Below are 11479 nucleotides of genomic sequence, written 5' to 3' on the forward strand. Positions count from 1 at the left end.
CCCCGTGCGGCCGGTCAACCGGCCGCCAGCTCCCGCTTGATGGCGGCGACGAACGAATCCACGTCCTCTTCGCTCGTATCGAACGAGCACATCCAGCGGACCTCCCGGGCGGCTTCGTTCCAATCGTAGAAGCGGAAGGATTCCCGCAGCCTGTCCGCAACGCCTGCGGGCAGGATGGCGAACACGCCATTGGATTCCGTCTTCTGGGTGGGTTCCACGCCGTCGATCCCGTCCACTGCTGCGCGCAACCGGGCAGCCATTGCGTTGGCGTGCCTGGCCGAGCGAAGCCACAGGTCGCCCTCCAGCAGGGCGATGAACTGGGCGGACATGAACCGCATCTTGGAGGCCAGCTGCATGTTCATCTTGCGGAGGTAGACCAGCCCCTGCGCGGCACCGGGGTTCAGCGCCACCACCACTTCGCCGAACAGCAGCCCGTTCTTGGTGCCGCCGAAGGAGAGGATGTCCACGCCGGCGTCGCGGGTGAACGTCCGCAACGGCACGTCCAGGTGGGCCGCGGCGTTGGCCAGCCGGGCGCCGTCCATGTGGAGCTTCATGCCCTTGGCATGGACGTGGTCCGCGATGGCGCGGACCTCCTCGGGCGTGTAGCAGGTGCCCAGCTCGGTGGTCTGCGTGATGGACACCGCCAGGGGCTGGGCGCGGTGCTCGTCTCCCCATCCCCATGCTTCCCTGTCGATCAACTCCGGGGTGAGCTTTCCGTCCGTGGTGGGGACTTGGAGGAGCTTGGTCCCGCCGATCCGCTCCGGGGCGCCGTTCTCATCCATGTTGATGTGGGCTGTCGACGCGCAGATCACCGCGCCCCAGCGGGGGAGCAGGGACTGGAGGGAGAGGACGTTGGCTCCCGTTCCGTTGAAGACGGGGAAGCATTCGATGCCCGCCCCGAAGTGCTCCTCCATGAGCACCTGCAGCCGTGCCGTGTAGTCGTCTTCGCCGTAGGAGACCTGGTGGCCCTCGTTGGCAGCCGCCAGCGCTGCCAGGACTTCCGGGTGGACGCCCGAATAGTTGTCGGACGCGAACCCCCGGACAGCAGGGTCGTGGAGCCGGGCCGCGGTGGCGGCAGGGGCAGTTTCAACTGTGGTTGTCATCGCTTTGGTCACGCTTTCAGTCTAGGGATGTCCGCCGTTATCGGCTAAGGACCAGCCGCCGGCCGTTCAGTTCAGCCGCGGGGGTGGTGAAAAGTCCGACGGCGGCAGCGGCCAGGTCGGTCACGTCGGTGAAGCCGGGGAAGCTGCGGGACGGGGACCGTTCACGCATGGCTGCGTCCACGAGGCCCTTCACCACGAAGATGACCGCGGCGCTGTGAGTCCCGCTGCTGAAGCCTTCGGCGACCGCCAGAGTCCATGCTTCGGCGGCCGCCTTGGCGGCGACGTAGCTTGCGCCCGCTGCCGTTGGTGTTTCAGCGGCAGTGGAGGTCACCATGGCGAAACGGCCGGTTTCCGAGGCGGCGAGGTCGTCGTAGAACACCCGCGTGACGTTCCGCAGGGTGGTGACGGCTGAGCGTTCCAGGAAGTCCCAGTCCTCGTCGCTCTGGTCGGTGATGCCCTTGGCGCCGCGCCAGCCGCCCACAAGGTGGATGACGCCGTCGACCCTTCCGGCAGTGGCGGAAATGGTGGCGTGCAGCGCCCGTACGTCGGCCAGGCTGGCGAGGTCGCAGGCCAGGGGAGTGACGCCGTCGCCCGCTTCCGCGGCGGCAGCCTCGATCCGGGGACCGTCCGAACCGACCGTAACGACCGTATGGCCGGCTTCGCGCAGCGCGCGTGCGGCCGCGATCCCGGCCGGACCGCTGCCGCCGGTGACAACCACGTTCAGGGGGTGTCCGGCACTCATCCGGCGTTCACGGCCCGCGTGTCGCCGGCGGCGCCGCTGCCGGTGTCTGACGAGCCGGTGATCCCGGCGGTGGACTCGATGACCGGACGCATCTTCTTCTCGAGGGCTTCATAGAACATCGACAGCGGGAATTCGTCGTCGAGCACCTGGTCGGTCAGGCCGCGCGGCGGTCCGGCCAGCGGCAGCGCACCCGGGCCCTTGGCCCAGACGGACGCCGGGTTCGGCGTGACGGTCCCGGAGATCAGCTCGTACGCTGCCAGCCAGTGGGCCATCTTCGGTCGGTCGATCGAGCGCCAGTAAAGCTCCTCGATCCGGGCGCCGAGCTCAACCACGACGTCGGCAACTTCATCCCAGTCAATGCTGAGCTTGCTGTCGGTCCAGTGGAGGACACGGTGCTGGTGCATCCAGGCGAAGAGCAACTGGCCGCCGAGGCCGTCGTAGTTGCGGACCCGGCTGCCGGTGATGGCGAAGCGGAAGATCCGGTCGAAGATGACGGCATACTGGACCAGCTTGGCGTGACGGCGGGCTTCGGAGGCAGCCTCTTCGTCCTTTTCGATCTTCACGCATTCGCGGAAGGCCGTCAGGTCACAGCGGAGTTCCTCCAGTGAGTACAGGAAATACGGCATGCGCTGTTTGATCATGAACGGATCGAAGGGCAGGTCCCCGCGCATGTGGGTGCGGTCATGGATCAGGTCCCACATCACGAACGTTTCCTGGGTGAGTTCCTGGTTCTCCAGGAACTCCGCCGCTTCGGCGGGGAGCTCCAGCCGGGTGATATCGGCAGCAGCCCCGAGCACCCGGCGGAAGCGGGCTGCTTCCCGGTCTGCGAAGATGGCGCCCCACGTGAACGTCGGGGTTTCCCTGACGGCGACGGTTTCCGGGAACAGCACCGCGGAGTTGGTGTTGTAGCCCGGCGTGAAGTCAACGAACCGGATCGGAACGAAGAGCTTGTTGGAGTACTCGCCGTCCTCGAGGCCGGCAATGAACTCCGGCCAGATGACCTCGATCAGGACGGCCTCCACGAGGCGGCTGCTGCTGCCGTTCTGGGTGTACATGGGGAAGACCACCAGATGCTGCAGCCCGTTGACGCGGTGCTGCTGCGGCTGGAAGGCGAGCAAGGAGTCCAGGAAATCCGGCACGCCGAATCCGCCGGCGGCCCAGCGGCCGAAGTCGCTGACCAGGAGTTCGAGGTAGCGGGCGTCGTGCGGAAAGGCGGGGGCCAGTGCGTTGACAGCAGTGCAGATGGTGCTGACTTGTGCGGCAGCAGCCTCATGGTCGGCGGTATCCGGGACGGAGCCGTCCTGGACCTGGAGGGCCTGGAGTGCCGTCGCGGCGGCCTTGATCCGCAGCCATTCCGGGTGGTTTTCGGTGAGCCGGGCCGGGGCGGTGAGAGCGGTCGTAGTCATCGTCGGCGATCGCCTTTCTGGTTGCTTGGAGCTTCTACGGCGAGCGTAGCAAGCAAACAGATCTCCTAATGCAAAATCAGCCTGAGCATAAGAAAGACTTGTGCAAGTGGATCAGCAGCCCCGCCCCAGCCCTAGCGGGCGCAGGGCTGCCGTCAACTACCTGGGGTCTTCAGCCCTAACCAGGGTCAGCGATACGGAGTTGATGCAATAGCGCTGGTCCGTGGGAGTGCCGTAGCCCTCGCCCTCGAAGACGTGGCCCAGGTGCGAGTCGCAACTCGCGCAGCGCACCTCCACCCGGTCCATGCCCATCGTGCGGTCATGGATGTAGCGGACAGTGCCGTCGGCAAGGGGCGCCCAGAAGGACGGCCAGCCGCAATGGGAATCGAATTTCTCATTGCTGGTGAACAGCTCCGTGCCGCAGGCGCGGCATGTGTAGACGCCGGCGGTGTGGGTGTCCCAGTACTCGCCGGTGTAGGGCCGCTCGGTGCCTGCCTGCCGGAGCACCCGGTACTCCTCCGGCGTCAACTCCTGACGCCATTCCTCGTCGGTCTTCTCAACCCGTGGAGCGGCATTTTCCGCCACCGATCCATCGGCGGGGACCTGGACGGGCGTGACTTTCGGCTTGTTGCTAAAGATGCTCATGGCTACAACAACGCTCAGGAGTCCCCGATAAATCCCGAGCCGGCATACAGGTGCAGCACCGGCAGCCCCAGCTGGTCCTGGGCCTTGTTGGCCCAGTCGGTGTGGAAGGTGTCGGAAATGGCATGCGGCCGCGTGATGACGACGGCCTGGCCTGCGCCGACTTCCTTGACCTTTGCCACGAGTCCCTGCACGGCGCCGCCGTCCACCACCTCGCCGGTGATTCCGCCGCCGATTCCTGCCAGTGCGTTGAGCGATACCGCAAGGGTTTCGGCGGCGGCGGCGCGCTCGGTTGCAGGATCCGGGGCGTGGGAGGTCAGTTCGCGGAAGGCCTTCGCGACGTCCAGGAGGGACAGGTTTTCGAGGAAGTCCACCAGGAGGTGCCGTTCCGTGTTGGCCGGGACCAGCACGACGAGGGGCGCGTCACCCCCGTCCACCAGGCGTTCGATGTTTACGCGGTCGTCCGCACCCAGCGGCTCTTCTGTCAGAATGACGATTGGATCGCTCATGCCCCCAGCCTAGTCCCGGCCCGGGCTTCCCGCACGAATTTCGACCGGGCCGGTCCGCGCCCTCAAGTGCCCCTGTCCCGCCCCGCACGGCGTGCCCGAATATGTCCCGGGGCCGGCAGCAGTAAGAATGGATCCATGGCATCCATCCCGGGGCTGCGCCCGGCCACACCTGCAACTCCGCTTCCTTCCGGGGGCGGGCTCCGAGCCGCCTCAGACGCCGGTATGTCCTCCAGTGCCAAATGGGCAGTGGGCGGCGTTATCGCGGGCGGCGCCGCGGCGGGCCTGCTGGGCGCCGGGTCGTCAGCCCTTGCCCTCTACTTCGCGCGGCGGGTTATCACACCGGTGCGGGTGCGCGATGAGAACCAGGAAGTGCTGGCGGTCATCCGTGCCGCGGACGGCCTCCAGGTCATCCTTGCCGCCACCGACGACGCCACCGTGGAAGGTGTGTACGGCTTGTTCTTCGACGGCGGCCGCGGGCACGCACGAATCGGCAGGATCGTCTCGTACTCACCCGCCGAACGCACCGTGCTGCGCGAGGTGGAAGCCGTCTACTCCGGGGATCTCACCACGGCACGCCGGGGCTACTGGAGCGGTGCCGCTTATCCGGATCCCGCGTCCATCGGGCTGTCGGCCGATGACGTGGACATCGACGTCGAGGGCGGGACCGCGCCGGCCTGGCTGGTGCGCGCGCCGGCGCCTTCGGATACCTGGGCCATCATGGTCCACGGCCGCGGCGCCACCCGGCAGGAGTGCCTGCGTGCCCTGCGCCCGGCACAGGAGCTCGGCCTGACCAGCCTGGTCATCTCCTACCGCAACGACGGGCTGGCGCCGTCGGCCCCCGACGGCCGCTATGGCCTCGGTTCCACCGAATGGCGCGACGTCGAGGCAGCCATCAGTTTCGCCCTCGCCAACGGCGCCAGGGAGGTCGTGTTGTTTGGCTGGTCCATGGGCGGCGCGATCTGCCTGCAGACGGCGGACCTTTCACGGCACCACAACCTGATCCGGGCCATGGTGCTTGACGCGCCGGTGGTTGACTGGGTGAACGTGCTGGCGCACCACGCGCAGCTGAATCGCATCCCGTCTGCCGTGGGACGCTACGGACAGCTGATGATGGGCCACCCCCTCGGCCGGCGCCTGACCGGGCTGGCGGCGCCGGTGGACCTGAAATCGATGGACTGGGTCTCCCGCGCCGTGGAACTGCGGACTCCCACGCTGATCCTGCATAGCGTCGACGATGAATACGTACCCTATGGACCCTCGGCAAGCATCGCCGAGAAGAACCCCGAGATGGTCACTTTCGAAACCTTCCAGGACGCACGGCACACCAAGGAATGGAACGTCGATCCGGAGCGCTGGGAAGGCCTGGTCACCGCGTGGCTGCGGCTGCAGCTGGCTCCCCGCGCCAATCCCGGCTCCCGCACCCGGATCCCCGGCGCCGACCGCACTGCCGCTATCGGCCCGGAGTAACCTTCGGGCCGGTTCCGATGCGGGCAGTAATGGCGCCGGTGAGCTTCACCAGGTGTTCCGGGTCCAACTCGATGTCCAGGCCGCGCCGGCCGCCGGACACCAGGATGCTGTCCTGGCCGAGTGCGCTCTCATCCAGGACGGTGGGGGAGGGCTGGCGCTGTCCCAGCGGTGATATTCCGCCCAGGACGTACCCGGTCCTGCGCTGGGCCGTGGCAGGATCCGCCATGGCGGCCTTCTTGCCGCCCAGAGCCGCGGCCATTGCCTTCAGGTCAAGGTTTCCATGCACAGGCACTATCCCCACCGCGAGCCGGCCGTCAACGTCCACCATCAGGGTCTTGAAGACCCTGCCAGGATCCACTCCCAATACGTCGGCGGCTTCCATGCCGTAACTGGCAGCCGAGGGGTCGTGGCTGTACGGATGCAACACAAAAGGAACGCCGGCCGCGGCGAGTGCTGCCGTGGCCGGCGTTCCCTGGGAAGCCTGCTTGCGCGCCATGCTGTGCCCTGGCCTAAGCCTTCGGGGCAGCGGACGCGGCGACCTTGCGCTTGATGCGTCCCAGCATGGCCGTCATTCCCCGCATACGCAGGGGAGTGATGGCACGGGTGAGCCCCAGGAGTTCGGGCATGTCGTCCGGAACCGCCAGGATTTCCGTCGCCGTGAGACCGTCGAGCCCTTCGTGCAGGACGCCTGCGAAGCCGCGGGTGGTCGGTGCTTCCTTCGGTGCTTTGAAGTAGAGCCGTACGCTGTCCGGCGAACCGGCGTCGTTCTTCTCAGTCTCAATGGTCAGGAACAGCGGTGACTGGCACTCCACAACCTGCTCCAGCAGTTCCGGATGGTCCTTCAACCGGTCCGGCAATTCGGGGAGCCCCTGGGAGAATTCCAGCAGCAGTTGCAGCCGCTCGGGTTCGGTCAGGGCCTGGAAGTCATCAACTATTTCCGCAAGGGGGGCGGGAAGGGCGTGGGTATTCATCAAGGCCAGTTTACGCCGGAACCGTTCCGCGCTCTGTTCCCTTGGCGATGGGCACACGGACAGCGTTGCCCCACTCGGTCCAGGAGCCGTCGTAGTTTCGGACTGTGTCAAAGCCCAGCAGGTACTTCAGGGCGAACCACGTGTGGCTGGAGCGCTCGCCGATCCGGCAGTAGGCCACGACGTCGTCGCCTTCCGTGAGGCCCGCTTCGCCGAGGTAGAGGGCTTCGAGTTCGGCCCGGTTGCGGTAGGTGCCGTCCTCGGCAGCCGCCCGGGCCCACGGGATGGAGGCTGCGGTGGGGATGTGGCCGCCCCGCAGGGCGCCTTCCTCCGGGTAGGCGGGCATGTGGGTGCGCTGGCCCGTGTATTCCTCGGTGGAGCGGACGTCAATCAGCGGCTTGCCGAAGTGGGCCAGCACATCTTCCTTGAAGGCGCGGATCGGTGCGTCATTGCGCTCGACCTCCGGGTATTCGGCAGGAGCGGGGACAGTAACATCCGTGGTGAGTGCGCGGTCCTCGGCAATCCACTTGTCGCGGCCGCCGTCGAGCAGCCTGACGTCCTCGTGGCCGAAGAGCGTGAATACCCACAGCGCGTAGGCTGCCCACCAGTTGGATTTATCGCCGTAGATCACCACGGTGCTGTCCCGGGAAATGCCCTTGGCTGCGGCCAGGGCCGCAAACGCCTTGCCGTCCACGTAGTCGCGGGTGACCTCGTCGTTCAGGTCGGTGTGCCAGTCGATCTTGACGGCCCCCGGGATGTGGCCGGTCTCATAGAGCAGGACATCTTCATCAGACTCCACCACCACGAGTTTGCCGTCGGCCAGGGCGCCGCCGTCGATGGCAGCCGCCAGCCACTCGGTGGAGACGAGGCGCTCCGGGTGCGCGTACGCTGCGAACTTGTCGTTCTCTTCAACTGGGTAGGACATGGGGATGGCCTTTCACTGAAACGGTCATGGGGCCCCTGCCGACGGAAAGCGTCGCTGCGGCGGGCCAGTTCCAACACTAGCCACGCCCCGGCGGTTATGCCCCACTGCGTTCACAGGGGGAAATATGGCCTTGGTCACGTGGGCTCGCCGCGTTATGAGGCCGGTGCCGCATTGCCGGTATCCTTTCTGGGGACACGAGACCAGCAGAACGGACCACCTTGGTACAGATCGAACAGCTCTCCGCGCGGACACCGTCTGTTTCCGTGGATGAACTCCTCAAGGGTTTCTATCCCTCCCCGCGGTTCGGAGAGGTTTCCTTTGCCAGCTACCGGCCCGATTCTTCGCAGCCGAGCCAGGCCGCAGCGGTGACGGCGCTGGAATCCTTCGCAACCGGTGTGGGCGCCAACGGAAGCTCCGGACTTTTCAAGAAGCTGTTCGCGAAGAAGGACAACTCCCGTGCCGGCATCTACCTGGATGGCGGCTTCGGCGTGGGCAAGACGCACCTGCTCGCCTCCCTGTGGCATGCGTCCCCGGGTCCGAAGGCCTTCGGCACCTTCGTTGAGTACACCAATCTGGTTGGCGCACTGTCCTTCCGCAAGACGGTTGAAGCGCTGAGCAATTACAAGCTCGTGTGCATCGACGAATTCGAACTCGACGATCCGGGCGATACGGTCCTGATGTCACGGCTCATGCGGGAGCTGGCCGACGCCGGCGTCAAGCTGGCCGCAACCTCGAACACCCTCCCCGGTTCACTGGGGGACGGGCGGTTCGCTGCCGTCGACTTCCAGCGTGAGATCCAGGTGCTGGCAGACCAGTTCGACGTCGTCAGGATCGACGGCGAGGACTTCCGCCACCGCGGACTCCCGGCAGCGCCGGCTCCCTTGAAGAACGAAGACCTGACTCACCACATGCAGGCGGAATTCCACGGCAAGACCGTGGCCCGGGATGATTTCAAAACCCTCATCAACCACCTTGCCGGCGTCCACCCCAGCCGGTACCGGCAGCTTCTGGCGGGCATCGAGGGTGTGGTGTGGCGTGATGTGGAAACCATCACCGAGCAGGCGGTGGCCCTACGGTTCGTGGTGCTGGCCGACCGGCTGTACGACAAGGACGTGCCCATCCTGGCCAGCGGGGTCCCGTTCGATCAGCTCTTCACGGAAGAGATGATGACCGGCGGCTACACCAAGAAGTACTTCCGGGCGGTGTCCCGTCTCACGGCTCTGGCACGCGAAGGCCAGAACCACGAACCGTCCTAGCTCTTAAACGCCAAAGGTGCCGGCGCCGCCTCACGGCGGGACCGGCACCTCGCTGACGTTCCTGGGTTATTAGCCCTACGGCCGGGGTTCTCCGGCTACAGGGGGCTCTCCGGCGACGGGAGGTTCGTCGACTGGAGCCGCGTGCGGCTTCGGGTCGACCTTGTCCACGAGGCCGGCTGCGCCTTTCTGGACGGAATCGATCTTGTCGGCGTACTTTCCGCCGGTCTTTGAGTCGATGAAATCACCGGCTTTGCCGATGCCGTTCTTGATGGCCTGTTCATTGCCACCAACCAGTCGCTGAGCCTTGCCCTTTAGATCGTCAAGAATACCCACGGGCACCTCCCTTCTGTCGCGGAGCCAGATTGCTCCTCCGCTTTCGATCCTAGCCCCGAGTCACCGGGCGTGCCAAGGGCACGCGCCGTGGGGTTGTCTAGGGTCCAGGTGCCCTATTTCGGGAGCTTCGTTCGCGTCTGGACAACAAAAAAGCAGCTCCGGAGAGCTGCTTGATGGTGGGCGATACTGGGATCGAACCAGTGACCTCTTCCGTGTCAGGGAAGCGCGCTACCGCTGCGCCAATCGCCCGCAACCGGAAGGATCCGGAGTGGAATTAAAGAAAGAGAGCGGACGACGAGATTCGAACTCGCGACATCCACCTTGGCAAGGTGGTGCTCTACCAGCTGAGCTACGTCCGCATTCAGTCCATGCCGGCCGGGCCGGTGGTACTTCAACAAGCAAGTTGCCTTGCTCTGGTGGGCGATACTGGGATCGAACCAGTGACCTCTTCCGTGTCAGGGAAGCGCGCTACCGCTGCGCCAATCGCCCAAATGTTCTCCGGGATTAACCGGATACCAAGGTTTTCACCGAGGTGGGTACGGGATTCGAACCCGTGTATACGGCTTTGCAGGCCGCTGCCTCGCCTCTCGGCCAACCCACCGTGTAAGCCAGGTTCCGAAAAACCTTCGCCATGACAGTGTCCTGCGAGCGGACGACGAGATTCGAACTCGCGACATCCACCTTGGCAAGGTGGTGCTCTACCAGCTGAGCTACGTCCGCATTATTGTCAGCATTTCCGTGCCGCATTCGGCATTTCCTCGCGTTCCAACGAGTAAGAACTCTATAGGAGGTTCAGGGAACTTACAAATCGGGGCGTCGTCATCTGCTCCGGATGGCCCCGCTTCCTTGAAATCTAGGGGATTTTCCTAATTACAGATGTGTAATTCGGCGCTGGCGACGCGTCGGTTGTCCCTTCCGGGAAGTTTCGACGGCCGCCGGCGGGCGGACCCTCCGGCGACGCAATCCGGGGCCGGAGGGGCGCGGAGGCCTTCGATTTTCCAAATAGCGTCGGGGTGGGCTAGCATTCAATGGCATTGGGGCGATTGGCGCAGTGGTAGCGCGCTTCGTTCACACCGAAGAGGTCACTGGTTCGAACCCAGTATCGCCCACCAATGAATGGCCCGTTCCGCTGACCAGCGGAACGGGCCATTTCGCTTTCCGGCCGCGTCTCCTGCGCCCCGCAATCCTGTCGGCCCTTCATGAAAGAGTGTTTGCATGACAGATCCACTGCTTGCCCACGCCACGGAATACGGGCGGATGTATGCGCGCTCGACCTCCGAGTCGTTTTCCGTTCCGTCCATCACCACCGTCATCGGCCAGCAGCCCCACGGCCTTGACGGCTGGTTCGGGTACATGGGGGCAAACAGCCTGGCCAGCGATCCGCTGCTCCCCGGTATCCTGGGCAGTCCCGCCAAAGTCCGCCAGGCCGTCAGCCGTGCGGCAAAGGCCGCGGAGGCGTACCGGGACGACGCCGCAAAGCGCGGAGACCGCGTGCATAACTACTGCGAACAGGTTGCGCTCCGGGCCCTCGGGCGGCCCCATCAGATGAAGGAAATGCGGGAGGCGCTGGCGGCAAACGGCGAGGAAGCGTTCGCAGCGCGCTTCGACGAGTGGTGGGAACTCTTTGGTGTTGAGCCCGTTGCGCCGGAAGTCACCGTCTGGAACAAGACCGTGGGCTACGCCGGCACCCTTGACCTCGTTGCCAGGATCAACGGCAGGACCTGCATCATCGACTACAAGACCAAGGGCACCACCCGGGACGGAACCGTCAAGCCGTTGGATGACAAAGTGGTCATGCAGCTGGTGGCCGGAATGAAGGCCGAGGAAAGCCTCGTCGATCCCGTCGCGGGGGAGTGGGAACCGTGGCAGCACGGCGACTCCCCGATCCTGCTGGCGGTGGCCATCGGGCAGACGGAGGTCCGGCCGATGCGTGCCAACCCGGAGGTGCTCAAGCACCACTGGTGGAAGTTCTGCGCCCTCAGGCGGGTCTGGGAGATGTCGGCCGACACCGTTAGTGCCGGAACGGCCCTTCTTCCGGTGGCGCCGCCGTCGTTGCCCGCGGCACCGCCCGCACTTCAGGCTGTGCCCGGCAGGTAGCCGGCCAACTAAACTGGACTGGATCCCTACCGCC

The 11479-nt window shown here is 65.6% G+C and carries 12 protein-coding genes and 6 tRNA genes; 4 read left to right on the forward strand and 14 right to left on the reverse strand.

Annotated elements, in window-relative coordinates; genetic code table 11:
- Positions 1 to 14: 14 nt before the first annotated feature.
- The 5 genes from TV39_RS08510 to TV39_RS08530 form a co-directional block, all read right to left on the reverse strand.
- Complete coding sequence (locus TV39_RS08510; RefSeq protein WP_043480616.1) at positions 15 to 1103, reverse strand: threonine aldolase family protein; 1089 nt, start codon at positions 1101 to 1103, stop codon at positions 15 to 17.
- Between the two features lie 37 nt (positions 1104 to 1140).
- A complete protein-coding gene (locus tag TV39_RS08515) occupies positions 1141 to 1845 on the reverse strand; it encodes an SDR family oxidoreductase (protein WP_043480617.1) in 705 nt (234 codons plus the stop codon).
- The gene (locus tag TV39_RS08520) at positions 1842 to 3251 is read right to left on the reverse strand and encodes a DUF6421 family protein (protein ID WP_043480618.1); all 1410 of its coding nucleotides are present in this window, start codon (positions 3249 to 3251) and stop codon (positions 1842 to 1844) included. The genes TV39_RS08515 and TV39_RS08520 overlap by 4 nt, the downstream gene beginning before the upstream one ends.
- 156 nt (positions 3252 to 3407) lie before the next feature.
- Positions 3408 to 3893, reverse strand: a complete 486-nt coding sequence (gene msrB, locus TV39_RS08525) for a peptide-methionine (R)-S-oxide reductase MsrB (protein ID WP_235347312.1) — start codon at positions 3891 to 3893, stop codon at positions 3408 to 3410.
- A gap of 14 nt (positions 3894 to 3907) precedes the next feature.
- On the reverse strand, positions 3908 to 4399 hold the full coding sequence (locus TV39_RS08530) for a hypothetical protein (protein WP_043480619.1): 492 nt from the start codon (positions 4397 to 4399) through the stop codon (positions 3908 to 3910).
- Between the two features lie 222 nt (positions 4400 to 4621).
- Here TV39_RS08530 and TV39_RS08535 point away from each other — a divergent pair, with 222 nt between their 5' ends.
- A complete protein-coding gene (locus tag TV39_RS08535; protein ID WP_043480620.1) occupies positions 4622 to 5866 on the forward strand; it encodes an alpha/beta hydrolase family protein in 1245 nt (414 codons plus the stop codon).
- On the opposite strand, the gene ybaK is transcribed toward TV39_RS08535, so the two are convergent.
- From ybaK to TV39_RS08550, 3 genes are read right to left on the reverse strand one after another with little or no spacing between them, the layout of a single operon-like run.
- Positions 5850 to 6362, reverse strand: a complete 513-nt coding sequence (gene ybaK, locus TV39_RS08540; protein WP_043480621.1) for a Cys-tRNA(Pro) deacylase — start codon at positions 6360 to 6362, stop codon at positions 5850 to 5852. The two genes, TV39_RS08535 and ybaK, sit on opposite strands and share 17 nt — an antisense overlap.
- A gap of 13 nt (positions 6363 to 6375) precedes the next feature.
- Positions 6376 to 6837, reverse strand: coding sequence for a SufE family protein (locus TV39_RS08545; RefSeq protein WP_043480622.1), 462 nt, complete (start codon positions 6835 to 6837; stop codon positions 6376 to 6378).
- Between the two features lie 10 nt (positions 6838 to 6847).
- Positions 6848 to 7759 carry a sulfurtransferase gene (locus TV39_RS08550; RefSeq protein WP_043480623.1) on the reverse strand — a complete coding sequence of 304 codons (912 nt, stop codon included), beginning with the start codon at positions 7757 to 7759 and terminating at the stop codon, positions 6848 to 6850.
- Between the two features lie 218 nt (positions 7760 to 7977).
- Here TV39_RS08550 and zapE point away from each other — a divergent pair, with 218 nt between their 5' ends.
- Positions 7978 to 9015: a cell division protein ZapE gene (zapE, locus tag TV39_RS08555; RefSeq protein WP_043480624.1), complete on the forward strand. Its 1038-nt coding sequence runs from the start codon at positions 7978 to 7980 to the stop codon at positions 9013 to 9015.
- A gap of 75 nt (positions 9016 to 9090) precedes the next feature.
- Here the strand turns inward: zapE and TV39_RS08560 are convergent, their stop codons facing one another.
- From TV39_RS08560 to TV39_RS08585, 6 genes are all read right to left on the reverse strand, one after another.
- Positions 9091 to 9348 carry an antitoxin gene (locus TV39_RS08560; protein ID WP_043480850.1) on the reverse strand — a complete coding sequence of 86 codons (258 nt, stop codon included), beginning with the start codon at positions 9346 to 9348 and terminating at the stop codon, positions 9091 to 9093.
- Positions 9349 to 9522: 174 nt separating this feature from the next.
- Positions 9523 to 9597: transfer RNA gene (locus tag TV39_RS08565), tRNA-Val, on the reverse strand.
- Positions 9598 to 9634: 37 nt separating this feature from the next.
- Positions 9635 to 9707: transfer RNA gene (locus tag TV39_RS08570), tRNA-Gly, on the reverse strand.
- 55 nt (positions 9708 to 9762) lie between these two features.
- Positions 9763 to 9837 (reverse strand) — tRNA-Val (locus tag TV39_RS08575).
- Positions 9838 to 9878: 41 nt separating this feature from the next.
- A tRNA-Cys gene (locus TV39_RS08580) sits at positions 9879 to 9949 on the reverse strand.
- Positions 9950 to 9995: 46 nt separating this feature from the next.
- Positions 9996 to 10068 (reverse strand) — tRNA-Gly (locus tag TV39_RS08585).
- A gap of 317 nt (positions 10069 to 10385) precedes the next feature.
- On the opposite strand from TV39_RS08585, the gene TV39_RS08590 reads away from it, so the two are divergent.
- Positions 10386 to 10460, forward strand: a tRNA-Val gene (locus TV39_RS08590).
- A 103-nt stretch (positions 10461 to 10563) separates the two neighbouring features.
- On the forward strand, positions 10564 to 11445 hold the full coding sequence (locus tag TV39_RS08595) for a PD-(D/E)XK nuclease family protein (protein WP_043480625.1): 882 nt from the start codon (positions 10564 to 10566) through the stop codon (positions 11443 to 11445).
- The last annotated feature ends 34 nt before the right edge of the window (positions 11446 to 11479 follow it).

This window comes from Arthrobacter sp. SPG23 (assembly GCF_000876655.1).
GTDB lineage: Bacteria > Actinomycetota > Actinomycetes > Actinomycetales > Micrococcaceae > Arthrobacter.